31 protein-coding genes are annotated in these 26,672 nt (G+C 63.7%); 21 read left to right on the top strand and 10 right to left on the bottom strand.

Annotated features, from left to right (window positions below):
- Positions 1–9 precede the first annotated feature (9 nt).
- From FD715_RS17055 to FD715_RS17000, 12 genes are all read left to right on the top strand, one after another.
- Positions 10–1,038: an L-idonate 5-dehydrogenase gene (locus FD715_RS17055; RefSeq protein ID WP_147112558.1), complete on the top strand. Its 1,029-nt coding sequence runs from the start codon at positions 10–12 to the stop codon at positions 1,036–1,038.
- A 139-nt stretch (positions 1,039–1,177) separates the two neighbouring features.
- Positions 1,178–2,218 (top strand): hemin-degrading factor, encoded by a 1,041-nt coding sequence (locus tag FD715_RS17050; RefSeq protein ID WP_147112556.1) that lies wholly within the window; start codon positions 1,178–1,180, stop codon positions 2,216–2,218.
- Positions 2,218–3,066 carry a hemin ABC transporter substrate-binding protein gene (locus FD715_RS17045; protein WP_147112625.1) on the top strand — a complete coding sequence of 283 codons (849 nt, stop codon included), beginning with the start codon at positions 2,218–2,220 and terminating at the stop codon, positions 3,064–3,066. Before FD715_RS17050 ends, FD715_RS17045 begins: the two co-directional genes overlap by 1 nt.
- 4 nt (positions 3,067–3,070) lie before the next feature.
- Positions 3,071–4,129, top strand: a complete 1,059-nt coding sequence (locus tag FD715_RS17040) for an iron ABC transporter permease (RefSeq protein ID WP_039689879.1) — start codon at positions 3,071–3,073, stop codon at positions 4,127–4,129.
- Positions 4,126–4,920 carry a heme ABC transporter ATP-binding protein gene (locus FD715_RS17035; RefSeq protein WP_147112553.1) on the top strand — a complete coding sequence of 265 codons (795 nt, stop codon included), beginning with the start codon at positions 4,126–4,128 and terminating at the stop codon, positions 4,918–4,920. The genes FD715_RS17040 and FD715_RS17035 overlap by 4 nt, the downstream gene beginning before the upstream one ends.
- 27 nt (positions 4,921–4,947) lie before the next feature.
- Positions 4,948–5,406, top strand: a complete 459-nt coding sequence (locus tag FD715_RS17030) for an Rrf2 family transcriptional regulator (protein WP_147112550.1) — start codon at positions 4,948–4,950, stop codon at positions 5,404–5,406.
- Positions 5,407–5,773: 367 nt separating this feature from the next.
- Positions 5,774–6,793 (top strand): extracellular solute-binding protein, encoded by a 1,020-nt coding sequence (locus FD715_RS17025; RefSeq protein WP_147112547.1) that lies wholly within the window; start codon positions 5,774–5,776, stop codon positions 6,791–6,793.
- Positions 6,794–7,117: 324 nt separating this feature from the next.
- Positions 7,118–7,291 (top strand): hemin uptake protein HemP, encoded by a 174-nt coding sequence (gene hemP, locus FD715_RS17020; RefSeq protein WP_076630547.1) that lies wholly within the window; start codon positions 7,118–7,120, stop codon positions 7,289–7,291.
- On the top strand, positions 7,288–7,770 hold the full coding sequence (locus FD715_RS17015; RefSeq protein WP_147112544.1) for a hypothetical protein: 483 nt from the start codon (positions 7,288–7,290) through the stop codon (positions 7,768–7,770). The genes hemP and FD715_RS17015 overlap by 4 nt, the downstream gene beginning before the upstream one ends.
- A 38-nt stretch (positions 7,771–7,808) precedes the next feature.
- Entirely contained in the window at positions 7,809–9,068 is a 1,260-nt protein-coding gene (locus tag FD715_RS17010; RefSeq protein ID WP_147112541.1) for an imelysin family protein, read from the top strand.
- A 167-nt stretch (positions 9,069–9,235) separates the two neighbouring features.
- Positions 9,236–9,493: a DUF1289 domain-containing protein gene (locus tag FD715_RS17005; protein ID WP_147112539.1), complete on the top strand. Its 258-nt coding sequence runs from the start codon at positions 9,236–9,238 to the stop codon at positions 9,491–9,493.
- A gap of 9 nt (positions 9,494–9,502) precedes the next feature.
- Positions 9,503–9,919, top strand: coding sequence for a hypothetical protein (locus FD715_RS17000; RefSeq protein WP_147112536.1), 417 nt, complete (start codon positions 9,503–9,505; stop codon positions 9,917–9,919).
- Between the two features lie 149 nt (positions 9,920–10,068).
- Here the strand turns inward: FD715_RS17000 and FD715_RS16995 are convergent, their stop codons facing one another.
- A complete protein-coding gene (locus FD715_RS16995) occupies positions 10,069–10,539 on the bottom strand; it encodes a Dps family protein (RefSeq protein ID WP_147112533.1) in 471 nt (156 codons plus the stop codon).
- Between the two features lie 109 nt (positions 10,540–10,648).
- On the bottom strand, positions 10,649–11,080 hold the full coding sequence (locus tag FD715_RS16990; protein WP_223274949.1) for a hypothetical protein: 432 nt from the start codon (positions 11,078–11,080) through the stop codon (positions 10,649–10,651).
- 72 nt (positions 11,081–11,152) lie between these two features.
- Here FD715_RS16990 and FD715_RS16985 point away from each other — a divergent pair, with 72 nt between their 5' ends.
- The 3 genes from FD715_RS16985 to FD715_RS16975 are packed head-to-tail and all read left to right on the top strand — an operon-like array spanning position 11,153 to position 14,726.
- Positions 11,153–12,676, top strand: coding sequence for a di-heme oxidoredictase family protein (locus tag FD715_RS16985; RefSeq protein ID WP_147112530.1), 1,524 nt, complete (start codon positions 11,153–11,155; stop codon positions 12,674–12,676).
- 2 nt (positions 12,677–12,678) lie between these two features.
- Positions 12,679–13,650: an imelysin family protein gene (locus FD715_RS16980; RefSeq protein WP_147112527.1), complete on the top strand. Its 972-nt coding sequence runs from the start codon at positions 12,679–12,681 to the stop codon at positions 13,648–13,650.
- On the top strand, positions 13,650–14,726 hold the full coding sequence (locus FD715_RS16975) for a DUF1513 domain-containing protein (RefSeq protein WP_147112524.1): 1,077 nt from the start codon (positions 13,650–13,652) through the stop codon (positions 14,724–14,726). The genes FD715_RS16980 and FD715_RS16975 overlap by 1 nt, the downstream gene beginning before the upstream one ends.
- Here the strand turns inward: FD715_RS16975 and FD715_RS16970 are convergent.
- Complete coding sequence (locus tag FD715_RS16970; protein ID WP_147112520.1) at positions 14,723–15,007, bottom strand: hypothetical protein; 285 nt, start codon at positions 15,005–15,007, stop codon at positions 14,723–14,725. The genes FD715_RS16975 and FD715_RS16970 overlap by 4 nt on opposite strands.
- Before the next feature lie 12 nt (positions 15,008–15,019).
- On the bottom strand, positions 15,020–17,149 hold the full coding sequence (locus FD715_RS16965) for a TonB-dependent receptor (RefSeq protein ID WP_147112517.1): 2,130 nt from the start codon (positions 17,147–17,149) through the stop codon (positions 15,020–15,022).
- A gap of 221 nt (positions 17,150–17,370) precedes the next feature.
- Here FD715_RS16965 and FD715_RS16960 point away from each other — a divergent pair, with 221 nt between their 5' ends.
- From FD715_RS16960 to FD715_RS16950, 3 genes are all read left to right on the top strand, one after another.
- Positions 17,371–17,697 carry a hypothetical protein gene (locus tag FD715_RS16960; RefSeq protein WP_147112515.1) on the top strand — a complete coding sequence of 109 codons (327 nt, stop codon included), beginning with the start codon at positions 17,371–17,373 and terminating at the stop codon, positions 17,695–17,697.
- Positions 17,694–19,268 (top strand): PepSY domain-containing protein, encoded by a 1,575-nt coding sequence (locus FD715_RS16955; protein ID WP_147112511.1) that lies wholly within the window; start codon positions 17,694–17,696, stop codon positions 19,266–19,268. The genes FD715_RS16960 and FD715_RS16955 overlap by 4 nt, the downstream gene beginning before the upstream one ends.
- Positions 19,269–19,332: 64 nt before the next feature.
- Entirely contained in the window at positions 19,333–19,653 is a 321-nt protein-coding gene (locus FD715_RS16950) for an antibiotic biosynthesis monooxygenase (RefSeq protein ID WP_147112508.1), read from the top strand.
- On the opposite strand, the gene FD715_RS16945 is transcribed toward FD715_RS16950, so the two are convergent.
- Genes FD715_RS16945 through FD715_RS16920 form a run of 6 tightly spaced genes read right to left on the bottom strand, consistent with a single transcriptional unit; the run spans position 19,650 to position 22,847 of the window.
- Positions 19,650–20,084 (bottom strand): hypothetical protein, encoded by a 435-nt coding sequence (locus FD715_RS16945; RefSeq protein WP_147112505.1) that lies wholly within the window; start codon positions 20,082–20,084, stop codon positions 19,650–19,652. The genes FD715_RS16950 and FD715_RS16945 overlap by 4 nt on opposite strands.
- A gap of 5 nt (positions 20,085–20,089) precedes the next feature.
- Positions 20,090–21,025 (bottom strand): energy transducer TonB, encoded by a 936-nt coding sequence (locus tag FD715_RS16940; RefSeq protein ID WP_147112502.1) that lies wholly within the window; start codon positions 21,023–21,025, stop codon positions 20,090–20,092.
- Positions 21,022–21,402: a biopolymer transporter ExbD gene (locus FD715_RS16935; protein ID WP_147112499.1), complete on the bottom strand. Its 381-nt coding sequence runs from the start codon at positions 21,400–21,402 to the stop codon at positions 21,022–21,024. The genes FD715_RS16940 and FD715_RS16935 overlap by 4 nt, the downstream gene beginning before the upstream one ends.
- Entirely contained in the window at positions 21,402–21,743 is a 342-nt protein-coding gene (locus tag FD715_RS16930; protein WP_147112495.1) for a biopolymer transporter ExbD, read from the bottom strand. The genes FD715_RS16935 and FD715_RS16930 overlap by 1 nt, the downstream gene beginning before the upstream one ends.
- A 28-nt stretch (positions 21,744–21,771) precedes the next feature.
- Positions 21,772–22,425, bottom strand: coding sequence for a MotA/TolQ/ExbB proton channel family protein (locus FD715_RS16925; RefSeq protein ID WP_147112493.1), 654 nt, complete (start codon positions 22,423–22,425; stop codon positions 21,772–21,774).
- On the bottom strand, positions 22,425–22,847 hold the full coding sequence (locus FD715_RS16920) for a hypothetical protein (protein WP_147112490.1): 423 nt from the start codon (positions 22,845–22,847) through the stop codon (positions 22,425–22,427). The genes FD715_RS16925 and FD715_RS16920 overlap by 1 nt, the downstream gene beginning before the upstream one ends.
- 273 nt (positions 22,848–23,120) lie before the next feature.
- Between FD715_RS16920 and repA the strand changes: the two genes are divergently transcribed.
- From repA to repC, 3 genes are all read left to right on the top strand, one after another.
- Entirely contained in the window at positions 23,121–24,308 is a 1,188-nt protein-coding gene (gene repA, locus FD715_RS16915; RefSeq protein WP_147112618.1) for a plasmid partitioning protein RepA, read from the top strand.
- Complete coding sequence (gene repB, locus FD715_RS16910; protein WP_147112486.1) at positions 24,305–25,309, top strand: plasmid partitioning protein RepB; 1,005 nt, start codon at positions 24,305–24,307, stop codon at positions 25,307–25,309. The genes repA and repB overlap by 4 nt, the downstream gene beginning before the upstream one ends.
- Positions 25,310–25,488: 179 nt before the next feature.
- The gene (repC, locus tag FD715_RS16905) at positions 25,489–26,646 is read left to right on the top strand and encodes a plasmid replication protein RepC (protein ID WP_147112482.1); all 1,158 of its coding nucleotides are present in this window, start codon (positions 25,489–25,491) and stop codon (positions 26,644–26,646) included.
- Positions 26,647–26,672: the final 26 nt, after the last annotated feature.

Raw genomic sequence — 26,672 nt, 5'->3', positions numbered from 1 at the left:
GGCCACCCCATGAAAGTCATCGTTGCCCACGCGGCCAAGGACCTGAGGGTCGAAACCCGCGACATGCCCACGCCCGGCCCGGGTCAGGTGCTGGTCAAGATGGCCGCGGGCGGCATCTGCGGCTCGGACCTGCACTACTACAACCACGGCGGTTTCGGCCCGATCCAACTGAAGGAACCGATGATCCTCGGGCACGAGGTCGCGGGCCATATCGAAGCCGTGGGCGATGGCGTCACTGGCCTCGACACGGGCGCGCTTGTCGCCGTTTCCCCTTCCCGCCCCTGCGGTCAGTGCAAATACTGCCTCGAAGGCAAACAGAACCACTGCCTCAACATGCGGTTCTACGGCTCCGCCATGCCCTTCCCCCACATTCAGGGCGCATTCCGCGAATACATCGTCGCCGACGCCGCTCAATGCGCCCCTGCGGGTGATCTGAGCGCGGGCGAGGCCGCCATGGCCGAACCTCTCTCCGTCGTTCTGCATGCCGCCAAGCAAGCGGGCGACCTGATAGGCAAGCGCGTGCTGGTCACCGGCTGTGGCCCCATCGGTCTCCTCGCCGTCCTCGTCGCCCGCGCGGCAGGCGCAGTCGATATCGCCGCCACCGACATCTCGGACTTCACACTGTCCAAGGCACGCGACGTGGGCGCCGACCACACGATCAACGTCGCCCAAACCCCCGACGGTCTCAGCCAATTCGAAGCAGACAAGGGCCACTTCGACGTCCTTTTCGAATGCTCCGGCGTCGCCTCTGCCCTTGCCTCTGCCGTTCCGGCGTTGCGCCCCGGCGCCACCATTATGCAACTGGGCTTGGGCGGGGACATGACCCTGCCCATGCAGGCGATGACGGCCAAGGAACTACAGCTCAAAGGCTCGTTCCGCTTCCACGCGGAATTCTTCACCGCCGTGGAAATGATGCGCACAGGTCGGCTCGACGTGACCCCGCTCATCACCCACGCCATCAGCGTAGATTCAGCGGTCGAGGCGTTCGAACTGGCAGGCGACCGGTCACAAGCGGTCAAGGTCAACATCACGTTCTGATGACCAGCGGCGGTGCCAAATGCATCGCCGCTTGTCCTTGCCCTCAAACTCGACTATTTTTATCGGAAATCACCGAACATAGCCAAGCCAGCCCGGCCCAGCCATCCCTTGCCCTTGTCTAGCATCAGGATCTGGCCGCGTGTCTGCACATCCCCTTTCCGCCGAAACCATCCGCGCCCGCCGCGCTGACAAACCCGACCTCCGCGACCGCGACTTTGCCGAGCAAAACGGCATCAGCGAAGGCGCGCTCGTCGCCGCCTATTGCGGCCACGGCGTCACCCGCATCGACGCGCATCCCGACGTGGTCATGGACGCCGCCCAGCAACTGGGCGAGGTCATGGCGCTGACCCGCAACGCCTCCTGCGTGCATGAAAAGATCGGCGTCTACGACAACTACCACCCCGGCCACCACGCCGCGATGATCCTGACCGAAGACATCGACCTGCGCATTTTCCCAAGCCACTGGCAGCATGCCTTCCTCGTCGAGCGGGAAAGCGACGCAGGCACGCGGCGCAGCCTTCAGGTCTTCGATGCGGCAGGCGATGCAGTGCACAAAATCATCCTGCGCGATGGCTCGAACCACACCGCCTTCGCCGACCTGACGAAGAATCTGGCCACCGACGACCAATCGCCAGACGCCACATTCGCCGACCGTCAGCCTCCCGAAGCACCCAAAATCGCCGAGGACAAGATCGACATCCTGCGCAAAGAATGGCAGCGGATGACCGACACCCACCAGTTCCTAAGGCTGGTGTCCAAGCTCAAGATGAACCGCCTCGGCGCCTATCGCGCCGCCGGTGCCCCCTTCGCCCGTTCGCTCGACCCCTCTGCGGTTGACACGATGCTCACAGACCTGCAACGCACCGAAACCGAGGTGATGCTCTTCGTCGGCAATCGCGGCTGCATCCAGATCCACACCGGCGCGCTGCACACGCTCAAACCCATGGGACCGTGGCAGAACGTCATGGACCCCCGCTTCAATCTGCACCTGCGACGCGATCACGTGGCCGAGGTTTGGGCCGTGGACAAGCCCACCCAGCGCGGCACCGCCACCTCGGTCGAGGCGTTCGACAAAGGCGGCGCGCTCATCTTCCAGGTCTTCGGCGTCCCGAAAGAGGGTCGCGACAGCCGCCCCGCCTTCCGCGCCATCGTGGCCGACCTCGACGGAGTCGCCGCTTGATGGACCGCCGCGATTTCATCGCCCTGTCACTGGCCCTCGCCGCAACGCAGCCCAGCCGTGCGCTGGCCGCAGCGCAAGACACCATCGCCATCGGCGGCGACGTGACCGAGATCGTCTACGCGCTCGAACAACAACACCGCCTGCTCGCCCGTGATGCCACCTCAACCTATCCGCCCGAGGCGCAGGCACTGCCAGATGTCGGCTACATGCGCCGCCTGTCGGCCGAGGGCGTTTTGTCCTTCGCCCCCTCCCTTATCATATCTGCCGAGGGCGCTGGCCCGCCCGAGGTGATCGACATCCTCCGCGCCGCCTCAGTCGATTATGTCGAGGTGCCCGATGGCTACGATGCCGAAGCCATAACCGCCAAAATCACTGCGGTCGGCGAAGCGCTCGACGTCCCAGACGCAGCCCAAGCGCTGGCCGACCAAACCGCAGCAGCCTTGGACACCGCCCTCGCGCGGGCAAGCGAAACCAACGGCACCCCCAAGCGGGTCATGTTCATCCTGTCGACCCAAGGGGGCCGCATCATGGCCTCTGGCACCGGCACCGGGGCCGATGGGATCATCGGCATGGCGGGCGGCACCAACGCCATTTCGCAGTTCGAAGGGTACAAGCCCCTGTCCGACGAAGCCGCCAGCGCCGCCGCTCCCGACGTCATCCTGATGATGGACCGCAGCGGCGACCACGCCTCCACCGACGAAGAGCTGTTCAGCCTCCCCGCCCTGCAAGCCACACCGGCTGCGCAGAACCGGTCCGTGGTCCGCATGGACGGCCTGTTCCTCCTCGGCTTCGGCCCTCGCACGGCGGGGGCGGTTACGGCCCTCAACCGCGCGCTCTACCCCGCCTGACACCATGGCACTCGCCGATCACCTGCCGCAAAGCCGCGTCGCACGGGCGCGCATCCTGCACGGCTGGCTGGCACTGGCCCTTATCCTCGTCAGCCTCTTCAGCCTCACGGTCGGCGCCACCGAAGTCTCGCTCGGCCCCGCGCTCTGGAAACTCGCCACCGGAGAGGCCCTCACGCGGATGGAAGCCATCGTCCTCTGGGACATCCGCATGCCCCGCCTGATCCTCGGCCTGCTCGTGGGCAGCGCCCTCGCGGTTGGCGGCGCCGTCATGCAGGGCCTCTTCCGCAACCCCCTCGCCGACCCCGGCCTCGTCGGTGTTAGCGCGGGCGCGGGCCTCGGGGCCATCACCGCCATCGTTCTCGCGGGCCTCGCCCCGCTCTGGCTCTCCCGCATCGCCGGCGACCAGCTTGTCCCCATCGCCGCCTTCTTCGGCGGCTGGGCCAGCACCATCCTCCTTTACCGCGTCTCCACAAGACGTGGGCGCACCTCCGTCGCCACCATGCTGCTCGCGGGCATCGCACTTGGCGCACTCGCGGGCGCTCTCTCCGGCATCCTCGTCTACATGTCCGACGACCGGCAACTGCGTGACCTCACCTTCTGGGGCCTAGGCTCCTTGGGTGGCGCAAGCTGGGCCAAAGTCGTAGCCGCAGGCCCCATCATCGCCCTCGCCCTCATCGCCGCCTGCACCCTCGGGCGCGGGCTCAACGGGCTGGCATTGGGAGAGGCAACAGCAGCCCATATCGGCCTCAATGTCCAACGGGTCAAAGGGCTCGCCATCCTCACCGTCGCCGCCGCCACCGGTGCGGCCGTCGCTGTCTCCGGCGCCATCGGCTTCATCGGCATCGTGGTTCCCCACCTCCTGCGGCTCGGCACCGGCCCCGACCACCGCCCCCTCCTGATCAACGCCGCCCTCCTCGGCGCGCTGCTGCTGGTGCTGGCGGATGTCATCGCACGGGTCATCATCGCCCCTGCCGAACTGCCCATTGGCATCGTCACGGCCGTCCTAGGCGCCCCCGTCTTCCTCTGGATCCTGCTCCGACAGCGCGGAATGGTGGATCTGTGACGCTCGCGGTGCGCAACATCACGGTCCGCTACGGCCCCAAAACGGTGATCGAAGACCTCAATGCCGACGCCGTCCCCGGCGCGCTCACCGCCATCGTCGGCCCCAACGGCTCCGGTAAATCGACCCTGATCAAGGCGATCTGCGGCGACCTGCCCTACACCGGTCAGATCACCCTAAACGGCACCGACGTTGCCACCGCCCAACCGTGGGAACTGGCGGGCCTGCGCGGCGTGCTGCCCCAGGCCTCCACCCTCGCCTTCCCCTTCCACGCCATCGAAGTCGTTCGGATCGGGCTGACGTCAGGCCCCGACGCCGAACATCACCACCGTGCCGAAGCCGCCCTCGCCCGCGTCGGCCTCGCAGGCTACGCCAACCGCTACTACCAGGAACTGTCGGGCGGCGAACAACAGCGCGTGCAACTGGCCCGCGTGCTGGCACAGGTCTGGTCGCCGGGCACAGCAGACGGCCCACGCTGGCTGATGCTGGACGAACCCGTTTCCAGCCTCGACATCGCGCACCAGCTTCAGGTGATGACCATCGCGCGCAACTTCGCCCGCGCAGGCGGCGGAGTCATTGCCGTGATGCACGACCTCAACCTCACGGCCCTTTTCGCCGACCACGTGCTGGTAATGGCGGAGGGTCAGCTATTGGCCTCCGGACACCCCGCAGAAGTGATGACGGACGACGTCCTGTCCCGCGCCTATGGCTGCACGCTGCGGGTGAACACCGCGCCAACCGACACCATCCCCTACATCCTGCCCCATTGCGCGGCACCCCATGCCGCCGAATAGGGCCACAAGAAACACAGGACACGCACCATGAAACTCAGCACCAAGGGACGCTACGCACTGGTTGCCCTCGTGGACCTCGCCTTTCACCAGGATGCCCGCCCCGTCTCGATGGCCGAGATCAGCCAGCGGCAAAACATCTCGCTTCCTTATCTCGAACAGCTCTTTGCCAAGCTGCGGCGGCACGGGCTGGTGATGTCGAGCCGCGGACCGAGCGGCGGCTACAAACTCGCGCGCGCCCCACAAGACATCCGCATTGACGAAGTGCTGAGCGCCGTGGACGAATCCGTCGATGCCATGCGCACCGGCGCAGGGGCCAAGGGCGGGTCGTCCGGCACCCAAGCCCAATCGCTTTCAAACCGTCTGTGGGAAGGGCTCAGCGCGCATGTCTATGTCTTCCTGCACAAGACGACGCTGGCGGATGTGATCGGCAACACGCTTATCCCCTGCCCCGCGATCCCGGCCCTGTTCGAGGTCGAGGACGCCTGATCAAGCGTCACGTTGATGCGCGGGCGGTCGCGGTGGACGATGGGCATAGGCATCCATCGGAGGCGTCATCACGCGCAGCGCTTCGGGCCTGACACCAGCGCATATAAGGCGCAAATACAGGCGCAGCCATCTGTACGTCACCGGATGAAGATACAAACCAGCACTCCCTGAAACGGAGGGTCAACCGAGGGCGTTCTACCGGGCGTTCAGCGGCTGCTGTGGCTTGGTCACAGAAACATGACAGAAAAAGTCGGGATTCGACAAGGGATTCCCGACTATTTCACTCAGCAAGGGTTGCCTTGGCCGTAAAAGCCTGTAATTGACTGTTTCTGTAGGAATTAGATCAATGGAAACAGGGAGTATTTCCATGACCACCAGAACATGTTTTGTCACCCTCGCAGTTGCGGCCATCACCGCCACAACCGCCGTGGCCGAGGGCGAACTGAACCTCTATTCATCGCGCCACTATGACACCGACGAGCGGCTCTATTCCGACTTCACCGAAGCCACCGGCATCACCATCAACCGGATCGAAGGCAAGGCCGACGAGCTGATCGAACGGATGAAGGCCGAGGGCGCGAACTCCCCCGCAGACATCCTGCTGACGGTCGACACTTCGCGGCTCGAACGCGCCAAGGACGCGGGCGTTCTGCAATCCATCGAAAGCAGCGCGCTGGAAGATCTGATCCCTGCGAACCTGCAGGACGAAGACAACCAGTGGTTTGGCTTCAGCCAGCGTGCGCGGATCATCTTCTACGACAAGAGCGATGTGACAAGCCCGCCGAAATCCTATGTGGACCTGGCCGATCCGGCGTTCAAAGGTCAGGTGTGCCACCGCTCGTCCTCGAACGTGTACAGCCAGACGTTGCTGGCATCGGTCATCGCCAACCATGGTGAAGAAGCAGCGAAGGGCTGGGCGCAGGGTGTGGTTGATAACTTTGCCCGCGACCCGCAAGGCGGCGACACAGACCAACTGCGTGGCCTCGTCTCGGGCGAGTGCGACATCTCGATCTCGAACACATACTACTTCGCCCGCGCTATCCGGAAAGAGGTCGACGGCCTGCCCGCCGACGCGCGCGACAACATCGGCTGGGTCTTCCCCGCTCAGAACGCCGAAGGCGCGCACATGAACCTGTCGGGTGGCGGTGTAGCTGCCAATGCGCCGAACAAGGAAAACGCCATCGCGTTCCTAGAGTACCTCGCCTCGGCTCAGGCCCAGCAGTATTTCTCGGCCGGTAACGACGAATACCCAGCGGTACCAGGTGTGGCGATCAGCCCCTCGGTGGCCGAACTTGGCCTGTTCCGTCCCGATGACCTCGACGCGACAACGATTGCCAACAACGTGCCGAAAGCACAGGCCATCTTTAACGAGGTTGGCTGGGAATAAGCAGACCTCTGCTCAAAATAGGAAAGGCGCGGTGTCATGCCGCGCCTTTTTTCTTTTCTTACTGTATTAGTCAGGATTGACGATCCCGACAAAAACGATCAACATAACAGCGATGAGTCTCAGCCACCCCTGAACGGGCAGCCCAGACGCCGGTGACACCAACTGGAGGTGAGACATGGTGAGACAAAACAAGGACCAACGCCCGCGCGCCCGGACGTGCTGCGACAAACCCTGCTGCCAGGAATTGCTTCAGGGTGCACTCGACGGACACTACTCGAACGACCACTGCTTGGAGCGTATGCTCGATCATCTGGAGCGTGCAGCATGAACGCGATGACACAAGTCCCTGACACGACAACCGCGCCAGACCCACAACAAATGGACACCTATGACGCCCGCGATCTGATCAAGGACGGGGTGCAGGCATCCATCGTCCTCGATGGCCAAGTCTATTACCTGCGCATCACCCGCGCGGGCAAGCTGATCCTGACAAAATGACGGCGCTCAACCACGCCCGCGGCGGGGCCACCGTCAATGTGCTCAACCGGATGGAGGCATGGGAGGCGAACCTCATCCTCAACCTCCGCCTTTGGTGCGAGGGACCAACCGGCCAAAACCACGCGCGCGATGACTATCTCAACGCCCTGCCCGCCGCCGAAGCCGAACGCGCCTGGGCCACGTTCCAACGTCTGACGCGCAAGATCCTGTGCACCGCCCCGCGCCCGCTGATCCGGCACGCGGTAGAGTGCAACTGTGTGGGTTCCGACGAATGCGTCTTTGCCCATCTGGTGCGCACAGCATCTGACGGGCATCTGAACGACGCCGCCCTCATTGCAACCCTGCTCACTGGCCCGGCCCACGCCGAACACATCGCGCTGATGGCAGGCGAGGTTGGCAGCACCCTGCGCCAAATCCACGGCCAAAAGACCAATACGCTTTCACCCGCAGCCGCGCCCAACGTGGTGCGCCTGCACTAACCTCAAGTCAGAACAAAAACCCAAAGGGGACGTTACCTATGAAACTGACACTGACGACAGCACTCGGGACAGTGCTACTGGCAGCCACCCCCGCTCTCGCGGACAAGGCAGCCGTTCTGGACAACTACGCGGACATCGCGCTAGCCAAATACACAGACAGCCTGACCACAGCGCAGGCGTTGCTCGACACCGTCAACACGCTGGCGGAAACGCCCTCGGCCGAGGCCCTAGAAGCGGCCAAAGCTGCTTGGCTCGCCTCCCGCGTCCCCTACCAGCAATCCGAGGTCTACCGCTTCGGCAACGCCATCGTCGACGACTGGGAAGGCAAGGTAAACGCCTGGCCGCTGGACGAGGGTCTAATCGACTACGTCGACCCCTCCTATGGCGGCGCCACGGATGAAAACGAATACGCCGTGCTGAACGTGATCGCGAACCCGACCTTCACGCTGTCAGGCGAAACCATCGACGCCTCCACCATCACGCCCGAGTTGCTCGAAGGGGCGCTGCACGAGGCGGACGGCGTGGAATCCAACGTCGCCACCGGCTACCACGCCATCGAATTTCTGCTCTGGGGCCAGGATCTGAACGGCCACGGTGCGGGGGCGGGCGCACGCCCCTGGACGGACTACGCCCAGGATGACGCCTGCACCGGCGGGAACTGCGACCGCCGTGCCCAATATCTAAAGGCAGCAACGGAGCTGCTGGTGTCCGATCTGGAATGGATGGTGGCACAATGGCAGGACGGCGGGGACGCCCGCGCCCAACTCACCGCAGACGAAAACGCAGGGATCAGCGCGATCCTCACCGGCATGGGCTCGCTCTCCTACGGCGAACAGGCGGGCGAACGGATGCGGCTTGGAGTGTTGCTCAACGATCCGGAGGAAGAACACGACTGCTTCTCCGACAACACGCACAACAGCCACTTCTACGACGCCCTTGGCATCCGCAACGTCTACCTGGGCAGCTACACCCGGATCGACGGCACCATCGTGTCGGGCGACAGCCTGTCGTCGCTGGTGGCCACCGCAGATGCAGGTGTGGACACGGAACTGAAAGCCAAACTCGACACCACCATGCTGGAAATGTCCGAGATGAAAACGGCCGCCGAAGCCGGGTTCGCCTATGACATGATGCTCGAACGCGGCAACGAGGCGGGCGAGGCGCTGATCATGGGCGCGGTTGACGCGCTGGTGGACCAGACGCGCTCCATCGAACGGGCGGTCGCAGTGCTTGGCGTCGACGCCATCGAATTCGAAGGCTCCGACAGCCTCGACAACCCCGACGCTGTTTTCCAGTAATGGCTCCCCGTGTGCGGCACTGGCGTTGTTCCCAAAAACAGACATGCCGCGCACATGTTGCCCCCCTCGGGGCAGCGACAGCGCGCACCGGATATCCGCGTGTCCGGTGCGCGCATTGCAATTCCTGACCAAAAGACCCAGCTATATGCAAATCAGCGAGGTTCCACATGGCCAAGACCCCCAGCCCCTGTATCGACGTCTGCAAGTTCAAACGTGAAGGCCACTGTATCGGCTGCTCGATGACCAAAGCGCAGAAGTCGATGTTCAAGCAGCTGAAAAAGGACAAGCACCGCGAAGGGTTCGTCCAGATGCTGATCGGGCAACAGTCACGGCTTGGCAAATACCGCCACTGGGCGCCGCAATACCTGCGCAAATGCCTGAAGAAGAAAGTGAAACCCATCGCCGAAGTCCGCGATGTCGCCTGAGGACACACAATGCGCCTGCCCCTGATCGCCCTTTGCGCCCTCACGGCCAGCCCGGCCCTCGCGGATTACAGCCTCGAACTGACCGAGATCGGCAAACGGGATTACTATTGCACGATCACAGTCGCACTGACGAACAACAGCGACACGACCCTGACAGAGATCAACGCCTTCTTCCTGAACCACATTGGCGAAGAACAGGTGGGCCGGTCCAAAGGCGCGTCCTTCATGAACGTGGCCCCCGGCGCCTCGGCCTCCGCTACGTTCGAGACACCGAACGCCCCCTGCTCGGCCACGGAAACGCAGGTTGAAAGCTACCAGATGGTGATCGGCGCCTGCCGCATCGACAACGCATTCGAAGATAAAGCGGTCTGTGTCGACCGCATGACGCTCACAGCCCCGTTTTCATCGGCCACTGCGCTGAACTGACAGGGGACTGAAACGAAAAAAGGTCAAGCCAACCGCCGCTGTCCGCAACGTGGCTTGACCTCTGCGTGGGTCGCTGCCTGGATACCTGGCTGCCTGAAAAGGTGGCTTGGGTGTCTAGGTCGCTTCCTGTGCCTCTCTGCAGGCTTGGCTTACGCCAGATGCGCCCGCAGGAACCAAGCAAACTTTTCGTGATCCTGACCGCGCGCGATGCACAGATCCTCAGTCAGCGTGTCGCCATGCTCGGCAGCCAACTCGCCACAGCCTGCAAGAGTAGCGGCAAGCGTTTCCTGCGCCTCCTGCATAATCTTGATCATCTCTTTGTCGGTCGCATGCCCGTCATGCTCTTTGATCTTAGACCGCTCCAGCATGCCTGCCAGCGTGCCTTCGGCGTGGGCGTCCAGCGCGCGAATACGCTCCGCCAGATCGTCTTGGGCAACAAAGTGGTCTTCGTAAATCTTCTGAAACAGATCGTGCAGGGGGCCGAATGCCATACCTTTGACGTTCCAGTGGAAGTTCTGCGCCAGCATGGTCGTGACAGCAGTCTCGGCAACGGACTGGTTCAGTGCTTCGGCAATCGCGGCACGTGCGTCAGTGGACAGCGCAACAGCTGTTTGGGTCATTCCTAACTCCCTCATCGTAATTGTGGCGCTGGCTTGCCCATCACTGGCTGGCTTGCCAACCAGTAATTAGGCAGCCAATCGGAAGAAGCAAGAACTTTTTAGAATAATTCTAAACCAGAGAAAAATACTCTGAAATTCGGCCCACCAGAAAGCGGATCAAACGACGGTGTTCCGGCAGCACACGAGACTTCAAGAGAAAGGCGACGCTGCCCTCATCAGCGCTGGCAATCGCCTGCCCCAGTTGCAGCAACCAGGTTTCGTCAAAGGTCATCTCAATGGTGCCTGGCGCATGCAAACGGGGTTGTTTATCAAGCGCTTGCGCCAAACAGCGCATCAACGCCTCGGCATGTGCCTCCTGACTGGCGGAGCGTGTCACATGCAGAAGCGCACATGCTTCGAACAAATCCGTGCGTCGCTTGGACCGGCAGGTCATCGACATGAAACGCAGTTGGTTCAGAAAGGCAAAGGCGCCATCGGACACGGGCCGCACAGGCGGGGCGCCGTGTGGCTCAGTCGCCAGATCCAGTCGCAAGGGCACCATGTCGCAGTCTCCAAGTCCTTCGATGGCGGGAATCATCTCGCCAAAGCGTATTCCTGACTATATTTATAAGCTATGAAGAAAATCACAACCTCCGCCGCCCTCATCTTGCCCGTAACGCTCGCATTTGCCGCACCGGCGGCGGCCGAACTCACGGACATGCACCTGTCCGTGATCCCGCGCACCGCGGCTGAGGCGGAGCGGATCCAGCGTGTGATCGCGCCCACGACCGATTTTACCAAACCCGAACAATTCGAAGGCAATCCCGGCGGTGCCGCCACCGTCCGCGCCCGCGCCACGCGCGATGCCTTCTCGCAGCCCTCCGGCAACATTAGCTTCGAAAAGGAACTAGATTTCAAAGTCGGCAACGGCCTCTTCAAAAAGCTGTGGGTGTCCTCGCCCGCCTCCACCCTCGCTTCCGACGGCCTTGGCCCGCTCTTCAACGCCCGCTCGTGCCAACGCTGCCACCTCAAGGACGGGCGCGGCCACCCGCCAGAAGGGCCAGACGACAGCGCCGTATCCATGCTCGTACGCATCTCCATCCCCGGCGGTGCAGCCCCCGAACAGATCGCAGACTATATCGCAACCCAGCCCGAGCCGAACTACGGCGGCCAGATCCAGGATTTCTCCATCGCCGGCATCCAGGCCGAAGCCGACATCAAAATCACCTACACCGAGGAAGTGATCGAACTCTCAGGCGGCGAAACCGCCAGCCTGCGCAAACCGACAACCACCCTCACCAATCTCGGCTACGGCGCCCTGCACGCGGACGCCATGATCAGCGCCCGCGTCGCGCCCCAAATGATCGGCCTCGGCCTGCTCGACGCGATCCCGGCGGCGGACATTCTGGCCAAGGCGGATCCCGACGACGCAGACGGCGACGGCATCTCGGGCCGCGCCCAGATCGTCATGTCGCAAGAATACGGCGTCCCCATGCTGGGTCGCTTCGGCCTCAAGGCAGGCAAGCCCTCCGTCTGGGAACAGTCCGCCGCCGCCTTTGCGGGCGACATCGGCATCTCGACCCCCCTGCACCCCACAGGCCACGGCGACTGCACGGACACCCAAACCGCCTGCCGTGCCGCACCCAACGGCAACACGGCGGTCCACGACAATGCCGAGATCGGCATCGCCGGGCTCGAACTTGTCACGTTCTATTCCGCCAACCTCGCCGTCCCCGCCCGCCGCGACACGGGCGAGCCCGAAGTGCTGCGCGGCAAACAGGTGTTCTACGACACCGGCTGCATCGCCTGCCACACGCCCAAACACGTCACGCACCGGCTCGACGGCCAGCCAGAACAAAGCTTCCAGCTCATCTGGCCCTACACGGACCTCCTCCTGCACGACATGGGCCCCGGCCTCGCCGACAACCGGCCCGAAGGGCGCGCCAACGGCCAGGAATGGCGCACGCCGCCCCTCTGGGGCATTGGGCTGACGGAAACGGTTTCCGGCCACACCTACTTCCTCCACGATGGCCGCGCCCGCAACCTGCTCGAAGCGGTGCTTTGGCACGGCGGCGAAGCCGAGCCGCACAAGCAAGCGGTCATCGACATGCCGCCCGCCGACCGCGCCGCCCTAATCCGTTTCCTCGAAAGTCTCTGAATATGCGCCTCGCCCTCGCCGCCCTCTGCCTCTCCACCCTGCCCGCCGTCGCGGATGTCCAGCGCACACTCGACACCCATATCCTGCCGGGTCACGCAGCGCTGGTCGAGGAAACCACCAAACTCACAGAGGCCGCCCAAGCCGACTGCACACCGGAAGCCCTCCGCCCCGCATTCCACGACGCATACGACGCCTGGATCAGCATCAGCCACATCCAGTTCGGCCCCATCGAGGACCAAGCGTTGCCCCTCGCCATATCTTTCTGGCCCGACCCCAAGGACAGCACCGGCAAAGCGCTGGCACGCCTCACCGCCGCCACTGACCCCATCGTGGACGACGCAGAGGCATTCTCCGACGTCTCTGCCGCAGCCCAAGGCTTCACCGCCCTCGAACGGATGCTCTACGACAACCAGCCCGACGCGGATTACGCCTGCCGCCTGACCCAAGCCATCGCCACCGGCCTCGCCCAAAAATCAGGCTCTATCCAGGCCGATTGGCCCGCCTTCGCGACCTTGATGACGACAGCCGGAGACGACGGAAACACCCGCTTCCAAACCCCGATTGAAGCAAAACGCGCCCTCTACACCTCCCTCTCCACCGGCCTCGAATTCCTGCACGACCAACGTCTTGGCCGCCCCTTGGGCACCTTCGACCGACCCCGCCCGCGCCGGGCCGAAGCGCGACGCTCCGAACGTTCCCTCCAACACATCCAACTTCAACTGGAAGCACTCGAAGCGCTCGCGACCACCATGACCGACACAGACCTGACAGCGACCAAGGCCGCGTTTGCCGAAGCCCGCACCCGCGCCAATGCGCTAGACGACCCCGCGCTCCAGGGCGTCGCCGACCCCGCCGAACGGTTCAAGGTGGAAGTGCTGCAACAATCCGTCCGCGCCATTCAGGTCGCCGTCATCGACGAAATCGGCACGCCCCTCGGCATCACCGCCGGGTTCAACGCGCTCGACGGCGATTGATGCCCTCCCGCCGCGCCTTCCTCGCCGGGCTCACCTCCGCCTCGCTCACGCCCACACTCAGCTGGGCCGACGTCGGCAGCCCCGTCGCCCTCAGCGCCGCGATGACCCCCAGCGGCGCGTATGTCCTCGTCGGCCTCACAGCGACCGGCGACATCACCTTCCAAATCCCCCTGCCCGCACGCGGCCACGCCGCTGCGGCCCACCCGCATGTGGCCGAAGCCGTCGCCATCGCCCGCCGCCCCGGCACCTTCGCCAAGGTCATCGACTGCGGCACGGGCGACGTAAAACAGACCCTAACCAGCCCGAACGGGCGGCATTTCTACGGCCACGCGGCCTTTTCTTCCGATGGCCTCCTGCTCTTTACACCGGAAAACGACATCGCCACCGGCGCGGGCCGCATCGGCGTCTGGGACCGCAGCGCAAGCTACAAACGGGTGGGCGATGTCCCCTCTGGCGGCATCGGTCCGCACGAAATCCTCCGCCTGCCCAATGGCACCCTCGCAGTCGCAAATGGCGGGATCAGAACGCACCCCGACACCGGGCGCGACAAGCTGAACCTCGACACGATGCAGCCCAACCTCACGATCCTCGCCCCTGACGTCACCCAGATCGACACGGCTCACGTCCCGCAGGACACGCATCAAAACTCCCTCCGCCACATCGCTGCAGCGCCAGACAGCACGGTGATCTGCGGCTTCCAATGGCAGGGCGATCCCTACGATCCGCCCCCACTTGTGGCTCTATACAAGGGAAATGGCACGCTCCTGCCCGCGCAGATGGACGACACCGCCCTCTTCGGCCTCGACGGCTATATCGGCAGCGTCAGCGCGTTCGGCGACGGCCACTACGCCGCCTCCTCCCCACGGGGAAACCTTGCCTTTTCCTTCGATCAGAACGGGCAACAGACGGGCGCGCACAAGGCAACAGATGTCTGCGGCCTATGCGCCGCCCCCGATGGCACCTGCCTTGTCACCGACGGGCTCGGCCGGGTGCATACGCTCACCGAGGACACCCTCCAGCACCGCACGACCCACAAGCTCGCCTTCGACAACCACCTCGTCGCCCTCACAACCTAAGCACAAGGCAACCGCGCGCGCACCCGCTCTAACGCACGGCGATAGGCGTGCGGCGGCACCCAGACCACGCACCAGCCGAACACGCATACCGCCGACAGCCACAGCACAAAGCCCGCCGCCTCCCCCGCAAGGGCAAGGCCAACGCCGGGAGAGACCAGCAAAACCCAAACCGCCCACGCAGGCACCGGCGCGTTGCGCGGCGGCAGCCCAAAGCTGCGCCGCCGCTTGGGATCGAACCGCGCCAACCACGCGACACACGCCAGGCTGATGGCAAGGGTCACGACCAACACCGCTCAGAAACTCCGCTGCACATAAACACCAATCGTCCGCGGCTCACCCAGCCGCTCAAACGTCGTGCCGTTGACGTCTACAAACCGGTTGGTCGCGTACTCCTCGTCAAACAGGTTGCGCACATACAGACCCAATTGCAGGTCATCCATCTCGTAGGTCAGATAGGAATTGACCACCCACCGGTCATCACTGCGCTGCGCTGCGCTGTTTTCAATGTCGAAGAAACTGCCCTCGGTGTAGGACGCATCAACAGCCCAAGACACCCCGTTGTCCCAAGCGTAACGCGCCCCAAGGGCAGCGGACAGCTCGGACGCGCCGGGAAAGTCATTGCCCGCCAAGTTCTCGCCATCGTTGATGAATTCGACAAACTCCGTGTCGGAATAGGCAAGCTGCCCAAAGACGGAAAACCGGTCGGTCAGTTCCGCTTCAACCGACACTTCACCGCCCCGAAGCTCGGACTTGCCTGCATTCACGACGTTAAAGATCGCCTGCCCGGTCGGCAGCGTCCCCGCGAATTCTTCGACCTGCTGGTCGGTCCAATCGGTGAAGTAGACATTGGCCGCCACAAACACACGGTCGGCGTTGAAACTGCCGCGATAGGCCAATTCGTAGTTGGTGGTGAACTCGGGATCGAAATCCGAAATGCCATTGGCCGCGTTGATACTGGTCCCACCCGACCGATAGCCGCGCTGCACGGTAAAGCTCACCTTCTGGGTGTCGCTGAACTCGTAGTTGATCCCGACCTTCGGCAGGAAAGCGTTGAAACTGGTGCTGTTTTCCGCCGATTGATCCCGGAACTCGGGGGGCAGCGGGATGGGCGCCTCGTAGAAGATGTCCGCATCAAAGGCGAACTCTTCATAGTCGTAGCGCGCGCCGACCGTGAACGACAAACCGTCCAACCACCGATCCGCGCGAATATCCACCTCACCAAAGATAGCGGCGTTTTCGACATCCGTGGCCACGTCACTAAAACGGTTTGCGAAAATCCCGTTGGCAGCTGCGGGCGTCTGTCTGAGGGCAAAGCCCGTATCAATCAGCAGGTTGGCCGGGATGGAGTCCTGGATGTTGGTGTAAAACAGCCCCACCACCCCGGAATAGGCCCCGGTGTCAAAGCTCAGGCGCACGTCCTGCTCAAACACCTCCGTCTCGCCCACACGGTTGAAACTGCTCAGGAACACAGGGAACCCGTCGCCATCCTCGCTGCGGACATAGTCCTGCGTGTAATAGCTGGTCTCGGTCTCCAGCTTCAGGTTGGCGTTGATGTCCCACTCAGTGCGCAGGCCAAAGATATCGTGTCGCGACCCTTCTCTGGTCGGCAAATCCAATGTCACAACACGGCCTTCGGGCGAAATGCTCCGGTTGATCGAATCCTCGCCCGCGAAATTCTCGGTCCGGCTGAAGGACGCGATGGCCCGGAAGTTGTTCGTGGGCTCCCACAGGAATTTCAGGCGATAGGTGTCGATGTCCTGCGCATCCGCGTTTTCGCCCCGGGTGGCGTTGAAAATCGTGCCATCAATGTTCACCGTCTCCGCCGAAAAGCGCAGCGCAACCGTGTCCGACAGCGGCGTGTTGGCCGCAAAGGCGGCCCGGTAGTATCCACGCGACCCCAGCTCGCCCCGCAGCTTGAACTCGGGCTCAAACGTGGGGTCCTTCGACCGCACCACAATGGCCCCGGCCAGCGCATTGCGCCCCTGCTGGGTCGATTGCGGCCCGCGCAACACCTCCACCTGTTCGATGTCCCAGGCCGAATAGGGCCCGTAGAACGTCGCTTGGTTGGTGGGCAGGGCGACCCCGTCAATCTGCGTCGACACCACCAGCCCGGCCCCGCCGCCGCCTGCACCACGCTGGTCAACACCGCGAATGCCAAAACCCTGCTCGCCAAAGCTCGTGGTGACCCCCGGCGTGCGCGCAATCACGTCCTGCAGATCCGTGTCACCCCGCGCCTCCAGGTCCTCCCCCGTCTCAATCGTGGCCGAGGTGGGGCTATCCTGCACGGTACGCGACTGCAACTCACCCCGCAGGATCAACGTACCCAGATCAACGGGCGCGCCCTCCGCCTGCGCGGCAGCAAGTGTGGCATTCAGGGCAAGCGTCGAAACGCCGCCCACCAAAAGGGAGGAAAGGGCTCTCATATCCAGCTCCGGGAAACACGTATTGTCGAGTGGGGTGTCTGGCGGAGGCCAAGGCCCGTCGCTGGATGGCTATGAACGAGCATCCATTTCCTGGTAAAAAAGGCAAGGTTTTCAGATTTGCCGCCCCCGCATCTCGCAATCAACCGCGCACTGAACTAAGTTGCGCAGGAACACGCCAGCCACGCATCCCGCGTCGCCAGCCTTGCACTCGGGCAGACGACATGCAGGCATTGGGCACCCTTCCCTGTCGCGGACAGCACTGGATCACCACCCGGATCGACCGTCACCCCACACGCTGGCGCTGGATCCTCGCCGGGCCCACGGCCTTCATCCTCTCGATCCTCGCCATGGCGGGCCTGCCCACGGTCCTGCCCGCAGGCGCAGGCGGGGTGAACCACCTTGTTCTGCCAGTCGTACTCTTCCCGCTTCTGTGGTCCAGCTTCATCGTTTGGCCCGTCGCCAGCACCGCCCTGCCCCGCGTCGCCACAACCTATCTCGCGCTGGGGGCACTCCTGCTCACCCTCATCACGCTGAGCTTCCTCACATGACCGCCGCGAATCACGCCACCAAGCGCCTTATCGCCCTGCACGGCTGGTCAGCTACATTGCTCGCCATACTGCTCTACGTGGTGATGCTCACCGGCACCATCGTGGTCCTAGACAACGAAATCACGGAATGGAGCGCCGGACACACAGACCGCGCGCCCCTCTTCGGCCCCCGCACCGACCAGATCGTCACCCGCTTTGCCGACCAGGTCCCGCCCGAGATGCACGACCACGTCTTCCTGTCCCAGGGCAGCAACGGCACGCTCAGCCTGTTCTTTGGCACAGACCAACCCCATCCCGACGGTGGGACAGCACAGTTCGGGCGCGGCTTCCTCGTGAACCCGCAAACGGGCGTGCTGCAATCGGCCCGCGCCGGGTTCTTCAGCGATGTGGTGTCACACCGCCCGGAACGCGCCTTCTCGCACTTCCTCGTGGACCTGCATGTGCAACTGCACGTGCCGGGACGCTGGGGGCTCTACATGACGGGCATCCTTGGCGTCACGATGCTGGTGGCCGCCATCACCGGCGTCCTGATCCACAAACACATCATCCGCGACCTCTTCACCACCGAACGGCCCGGTGCACGGCTCGTGTCTTTCCGCGACCGGCACACGCTGGCAGGGGTTTGGTCCCTACCCTTCGCCGTTCTTTTGTCCTTCACCGGAGCGTTCCTCAGCTTCGCAATATCCCTTGGCCTGCCCGTCGTGGCACTCGTCGCCTTTGGCGGTGATCAAGATCTGGCGATTGCTACCGTCCTAGGCGAGCCCACGACAACCAACACCACCGTTGCAGCCATGGCCGATCTCACCAGCCTCTTTGCCGACGCCACCCTGCGCGCAGGCGCTCCCGTGGGCGCGGCAGAGATCCACGATTACGGCACCGCCGGGGCCGTGGTCACCACCTTCCACGGTATTGCAGACGGGGCGCTGATCCCCACAACGCTCGACTACAACGGCGCGACGGGCGAATTCCTCGACCGCCGCCAGATCGTCGGGACAGAACCGTCCGCAGGCTCCGTCCTGGCATCGCTCATGGCCCCCCTGCATTTCGGCAATTTCGCCGGCTGGTGGTCCCGCATCATCTGGGTCGGCCTCGGGGCGGCCATGACCTACACCATCGTCACAGGCATGCAGCTCTGGCTCCGGCGGCGCGAGAACGAACCCGCCTGGCAGCACGGCGCCCGCGCGCTCAGCGTGGTCGCTTGGGGCCTGCCGCTGGTCATCGTGATCACCGGACACGCCTCGCTCGTAGCCCTGCTCACGGGCGACCCCGAGGCCGTGGTCCCGCGCGTCTTTGTCTGGGGCTGCCTCGCTGTCCCCGCCTATGGCGCGCTGACGGTGAAACAGCCGCTCGACCGGCTGAACCGCACCCTCGGTCTGGCCACAGGCGTGGGTCTCCTGCTCCTGCCTGCCACACGCCTGCAAACCGGCGGCCTCTCTTGGGGTGAGGCGCTGATGTGGGGCGGCGACAGCGTGCTTGTGATCGACGTCACCTGCCTCGCCGTCGGCCTCGCCTGCCTTATCGCCTTCCGGCGCCAGCGCAGCACCCACACCGCCACAGCCCCCGCAGAATGACGCACTGGAAAGCAGCGCCCCCAGACGCCATCTCACACATGAACGCACCAAGAGGGACACCACCATGTACATCGCCATGAACCGCTTCACCGTGACCGCCCAGAATGCCGACGCGTTCGAAGCGCTGTGGCTCGGCCGCGACAGCCACCTCAAGATGATGGACGGCTTCATCGAGTTTCAGATGCTCAAGGGGCCAGAGGACGACAGCGGCAAACGGCTCTACGCCTCGCACACCGTCTGGGCGTCCGAAGACGCCTTCCGCGCCTGGACCCGCTCCGATGCCTTCCGCGCCGCCCACAAGGACGCAGGCAGCACCGCCAAGCTGCACGAGGGCGCGCCGACCTTCGAAGGCTTCTCGGTGATCCAGGAAATCGCGGCGGATTAGGGTCTACTACAGGCGCCGGGCACCAGATGCGCGTCATCCACGCCCGGCATCATCATCGCAAGCAACGCGGCACAAGACGACACGGACGCCGCCCGCTCCTCGGCCTCTGTCACATCCAGAACCTGCCGCGCCTCCGCATGGCCCGCTTCCGCCGCCTGCTCCAGATATTCAAAGCCCCGCGCCCGCGCCTGCGCGTTGCACCCATCTTCTGACAGCCGCACGCCCATATGGGCCATCGCCCCTACATCACCGCGCTGCGCCAACCGCTCAACGGGATAGAGCGCCACGCCATCGCACACCGGCGGCCCGGCAACCTCGTCGTCCACGGGCCAAAGCACCAGCGCTGTCATCAGAGCACTGGCCAACAGCACAAACATGCCGCACAGATACTGCACCATGTGCCGCGCTTGCTCTGGACTGGAACGGGCCATCACGCTTACCGCCCCTCTATGCGCTTAACAAATGATCTCTGAGCCCCCGGCGGCGGCACAGGGAATGGGGCGGCCCTTTGGATCATCTGCATCGCGGCCCTGTCCAACTCGGCAGAGCCCGAGCTCTGCGTCACCGACAAAGCGCTCAGACCTCCATTCGACGCAACCCGGAATGCTACCGTCGCGACACCTCGGACGCCGATGCGCGGCCTGCGCACACGATTGATGCGGCGGTTCACCTGCCCGGGATAGTTCGATGCCGCGGCATTGCCTGCCTGCGCGGCCCCCTGCCCCGTCGCACGCTGTGCCGCAGGTGCCGAAGCGCTTCCATCCGCCTGACCCGCCTGTGCATTGGTGTCCGCCTGATTGCCCTGTCGCGAGGGCGTGCGCGTCGCCGTCCGCGTCGTCTCGCGCGGTTGTGGCGGCGGCTCATCCCGCGCGTTGCGCTCCTCAAACTCGCGGCTGCGGACCTGCGGGCGCAAGGACTGCGTCACCTCCAGCTGATCTGGCTCTTCGGCGGTCACCGTCTCGCGCGCGGGCGCCTGCGCAACAGGCACCGTCGGTGTCACTCTCAGCGTCGGTTCCGGCACCGGGGCGGTGTCCACCATCGCGATGGTCTCTGTCGGCTGTACCGTGTCCTCGGGTGTCTCAGCTTCGGTCACCTCTTCGGCTGGCGTGGGCTCCACCGGCTCGGGCTGCTCCACCGGCTCCGCAACATCTTCCACCGGGACAGGCTCGGTCACCTCAGTGGTCTCAACCCCGCTCAGCGTGCCTTGCGCCAAATCCGCAAACCCATCACCCAGAGACGCCTCAGCCGCCCCCACCTGCCCGCCTTCGATCAGAACGTCTTCGGTCAGATCCAGCCGCATCACCCCACCTAGATGCAGACCAGCCGCCAGCAGGAACGCCACCAGAGCAATGCGAGAAGACGTAAACCTCATTGCAGCGCCCTCTCGGTCACAATGATAACCCGACCCGCGCCCGCCCGGCGCAACTCACGACCCAAGGTCACAAGATCGGCCGCAGGCAAATCGCGATCCGGCACGATCCGCACCTCTTCCCGCGCCTCCGGGTCCAGTCCCTCTACGTAAGCAGCAACATCCACCTGCGCGGTCCCCCGATACAGCATCTCCCCATCCGCCCGGATCACCAGCGCATCAGGCGGCGCACGCCCCTCCAGATCATCGGTGCGCACAAGCGACAAATCCCGCTCCAGCGGCGGCGCCAGCGTGCCCGCCACCATGAAAAACACCAGCATCAGAAACACGATGTTGATCAGCGCAATCGTCGGCTCTCTGGTTTGACGCCGCGCCCGCATCAGCCCTGCCCCAAAACGGTGATCTGCAAGCCGGGCACACTCCGCAACACGACCAGCAAATCAGTCAACCGCTGTGCGGTCACGCCGTCCTGCAAACTGACGATCACAGGCTGTTCGGCCTCTCCGGTCATCGCCTGCGCCAGCGCCTCTATGGGCACCTGCGCCCCGTTCAACGCCACGGCATCCTCGGCCACGCGCAAAAACAGCGGCGGCACGGCAGCCGCCTCTGCCCCCTGCCCTGCCCCACCGGCAGTCAGCTCCACCTCGGCAAAGGTCGAAAAGGTCGAGGTCAGCATGAAGAACAACAGCAGCAGAAAAATCACGTCGATCAGCGACGTCATCGACACCCGCCGCCGTATGACCCGCGCCCTAGCCACCGGCAGGCACCACCTCAGTGTCTAACATTGGGCTTTCTGCCCGCCCCACAGGTGCCACAACAGTCAGGACAAAACCCTCTGCCGCCACGCGCTCGGCATCCATCCGGCCTTCGAACCACGCCAGCACCAGCGCGGTGGGCATCGCCACAGCCAGACCCACAGCAGTGGTCAACAACGCAACCCAGATGCCACCGGCCAGGATCGACGGATCCACCTGCGCCCCTGCCGCCTGCAAGGCCTGAAACGCCTCGATCATACCCAGAACGGTGCCAAACAGACCCAGCAAGGGGGCCAATTGCGCCACCGTCTCCAGAAACCGGAACCCGCGCTCCAACCGCGAAAACCGCGCCTCCGCCATGGCCTGCAACCGGTCCCGGCCCAAGCCGTCAAACCCGGCCTCAACGACACCGGCCAGATAGCTCCGCGACGGCGCCAGCGCATCCCGCGCCCCGCTCCGGTCGCCCGCATCCCACGCAGCAACAGCGTCCCGAACGGCCGCGTGCCGCCCCACATGGGCTGCCGAAAACTGCCACAGCTTGTACAGCACCACGGCCAGGGTCACGACGGACACGGCCATCAACACCAGAACAACCGGCCCTCCAAGGTCCAGAACCGCCTGCAACTGCCCCATCACCGCATCAACCATCAGCCCAGCACCTCAATCTCGACACGGCTCATGGGCACCAGACCGGCCGCACAGGCGCCTTCCTCCAGCCCCTCGGCCTCACAGGTATGCAACCCATTGAACAGCACCCGGCCCAAGCCGTCACAGCCCACATCCGGCACCGCAAACTGCCGCACACGCGGCCGCCCCACGGGCAAGGCCCCGAAATCGAACAGGGTCAGCCGGTCCACCTGCCCCGCCGCATCAAACAGCACCGTCTCATACACCAACTGATCCACAGCCACCGCATGACCATTCGTGACCATAAAGGTCAGCGTGCAACCGCCGTCAGTCTCCGCCACGGTGTTCAATTCAATGGCAATCTTGCCGGTCAGATCACCCTCTTGCGCGGCAGCGCCTGTCGCGATCATCGTCAATGCCACCAGGCGCGCAAACGTCCGCATGCCGTGCTCCTTGCTTCAAAGGTGGGATGACCTGGCAAAGCGGCTGGGACCCGTCAGGGTCTTAACAAACACGTCTTTGGACCCTGCGCAATACCTGATAGAAAGACTAGGACAAAGCATCGCGGCGCCTTGTGGAGGCACGCGCAACAACCGCCAGATGTAGATAAGTCTTGCACGAATCCCGCAAGTCAGCCAATAGTCACGGAAAAAGACGGTCAAACGGTGAAAAGCGTGACCGAAAAATACAGGCAGGTGGCAGAGGAGCCGGGGCAGATGGACGGCACACGCACGCAAAATGACCTCAATTCCGTCATTCGGCAACACTCCGAATGGCTGGCCACGCAATTGCATGCCCAACGCGAAAGCCTGTTTCCTCCCGACGCCGCAAAAGAGATGCGCAAGTTCACAAGCGGTGAGGCAGCAACGCTGCTGGGCGTCGGCGACAGCTACCTGCGCAAACTGCATCTTGAGGGGCGCGGCCCCTCGCCCGAGGTGACATCAGGCAACCGCCGCCTCTATTCCGCCGCCGACATTCAGTCTCTAAGGCATACGTTAGAGACGACAGCCCGCCGTCCCGGCGAATACCTGCCCGGCCGCCGCGACGGGGACGAGATGCAGGTGATCGGGGTGATGAACTTCAAGGGCGGATCGGGCAAGACGACGACCGCCGCCCACCTCGCCCAGCGTCTGGCCCTCAAGGGCTACCGCGTCCTTGCCATCGACCTCGACCCTCAGGCGTCGCTGTCCGCCCTGCACGGCGTGCAACCCGAATACGATCTGCCCGAAGGCGGCACGCTCTACGACGCGATCCGCTACGAGGATCCCGCGCCGATCAGCTCGGTCATCCGCAAAACCTATATTCCCGGCCTCGACCTGATCCCGGGCAACCTCGAACTGATGGAGTTCGAACATGACACCCCCCGCGCGCTTGCAACCGGGGCGGCGGGCCTGTTCTTTTTCCGGGTCAAACAGGCTCTAACACAGGTCGATGGCGACTATGATGTGGTGGTGATCGACTGTCCGCCGCAGCTTGGGTTCCTTACCATGTCGGCCTTGTCAGCCGCCACGGGCGTTTTGGTGACGATCCACCCTGAAATGCTCGACGTGATGTCGATGTCGCAATTCCTACGCATGACCGCCGATCTGATGGATGTCATCGCCGAAAGCGGCGCTGACATGAAACATGACTGGATGCGCTACCTGCTCACCCGGTACGAACCTGCAGACGCTCCGCAAAACCGCGTCGTGGCCTTCCTGCGCACCATGTATGGCGATCATGTACTGAATGCCCCCATGCTCAAATCCACCGCAATCTCGGACGCGGGTTTGACGAAACAGACACTCTACGAGGTCGAACGCTCCGCCTTCACCCGCTCCACCTATGACCGCGCGATGGAAAGCCTGAACGCGGTGAACGATGAGATTTCGGCTCTCATACAGGCCACTTGGGGGCGGACATGAGCGAAAATCGCAAAAAACGCCTGTCCATGCTCGACAGTCTGGCCGCGGCGCAGGCCCCTGCCCCGACGGGTTCGATGATGACGACAAATCGCGCCCTGCGGTCCGCACGCGATGCAGTCGATGCCCACCATGTGTGGGATCTGGACCCCTGGGCCATCGACGATCTGCGCCCAGAGGACCGGATGGAGGCGGGCGACATCCGCGATCTGCGCGACGCGATCGAGGCCAACGGCCAGACCGTGCCGATCCTCGTGCGCCGCAATCCCGACGCGGCTGACCGCTACCTGCTGGTCTATGGCCGCCGTCGGCTTGAGGCGATCCGCCAGTCCGACAAGGTCGATAAAGTGCGCGCGCTGGTCGCTACGCTCGACGATGATGCCGCCGTCCGGGCGCAAATCTCGGAAAACATGGCGCGGCGCGACCTGACCTTCATTGAAAAGGCGCTGTTTGCGCGGTCCCTCGTTGATGGCGGATTCGGCACGCAGTCTCAGGTTGCCGAGGTGCTGACAGTCACCAAGTCCGCCATCTCCATGGCCCTGGCGGTTGTGGATGTGGTCAGCGTCGATCTGGCCCGCGCCATCGGCCCTGCCCCCGGTGTGGGCCGCCCACGCTGGGATGCCCTGGGACGCGCTATTCAGAGCACTGGCGCGGATGTCAGCCACCTGATCCCCATCGCGCAGGACATCCACGAAAAGGCCGAGCTTGACGCCGTCATCGACCCGTCCGGCCCCGTGCCGGAGGATGCGTCCGTCACCGCGTTTGAGGCCGTTTTAGCCCATTTAGAGACACAAAAGCCCGTCATCTCGACCCCCAAGACCCGCACAGCCGGCAAAAGCCGGTCGGTTCATACCGGCGAGCGCCGGATCGGCACTGTCCGGCGCATGAGCCAAGGCGTGCGGCTGGATGTGGACGCGGGCAATTTCGCGGACTGGCTCGAGCGCAATGCCGACACAGTCCTCAAAGAGCTTCACACGCGCTGGCAAACGCGCGGGGAAGACTAAGGCAGAGCAGTAAACAAAGGAGGCACGCACCAGAAAGGCAAAAGAAAAAGGTCCCGCAAAGCGATGGCGCCCCACGAGACCCTTGTGTTTAGCAGCTTCAAGGTACGATTTCGCGCCCTCTCCCGCAAGTCCCAAGTGATTCGCGGAATGGATTTTTTGTGCCTGCGTGAATAGAATTCATGACTTATGTTCCCATCACACCGTTCCGCGGGACGGTGACTGAACTCGTATTGGCCAACGATCAGCTTACCCGCCGCACAGGCCCCCTCCCCCACGCCGACAAGTGGGACGTCCTGCGGGCGTTGGGCGTTGCCGGGCCCAAGCTAGGTGTTTCGGACCGCCAACTGACCGTGCTTCAGGCCCTTCTGACCTTCCACCCCGAGACTGATCTGGGGGGACGTACTGAAGCACCCATCGTGTTCCCCTCGAATGCGTCGATCTCCGAGCGGTTGAACGGGATGCCATGCTCGACCATGCGGCGACATCTGGCCGGGCTGGTCCAAGCTGGTCTGATCGTCCGCCGCGACAGCCCGAACGGCAAACGCTATACGAGCCGATCCGGGGGCGGTGCCTTCGGTTTCGACCTCTCCCCCCTCGCCCTGCGCTTCGCCGAAATCTCTGCTATCGCAGAAGCCGTACGCACCGAACGCGACCACCTGAAGCGCCTGCGCCAAACCGTCAGCCTAATGCGCCGCGATCTCGCCGCCCTCGCCGCCTACGGCACCGAGACGCATCCCCAGCAGGGTCTCTGGGACGCATTCTCAGACCTAGCGATCCTGACGGCCCGTGATTTGAGACGGCGCGTTGATGAAAATGATTTGGCACGGTTGAAAGATGCTCTGGAAGAGGCATTGAGCAAGGCGCGTTTACTGCTGAGTTCAGACGAAATGAGCACCAACGATGCCGAAAATGAGCAGCACCATCAGAATTCAAACAAAGATATATCTGTACTTGAAGCGCGCGATGAGAAGAGCTCAGATCAAACCCAATCAACAATGCAGGATGGGACAGAACCAAACGTTCCACTGATGCTCGTCCTATCTATCTGCACTGAGATACAAATATATGGCGATAGGCCGATCCGGCATTGGTATGATCTGGTGCGAGCGGCGGATCTCGTGCGGCCAATGATGGGCATTCAGCCTTCGACCTGGGTGGAGGCTGTGGAAACTATGGGACCAGAGCAGGCTGCTGTGACAGTGGCGGCGATGCTGGAGAGGTTTGACCAGATCAAGTCCCCGGGGGGGTATCTGCGGTATCTGACGCGACGAGCGGCGGAAGGGAAATTCTCTTGTGCGCCTATGATTATGGCGCTGGCGCGGAAGGAAGCGGCTTGAGGGTTCACAGGTGTGAACTGGGGACC

It is taken from the genome of Tateyamaria sp. syn59, from assembly GCF_007995245.1.
Taxonomy (GTDB): Bacteria; Pseudomonadota; Alphaproteobacteria; order Rhodobacterales; family Rhodobacteraceae; genus Tateyamaria.
This window is presented reverse-complemented; position numbering and strand designations above follow the sequence as displayed.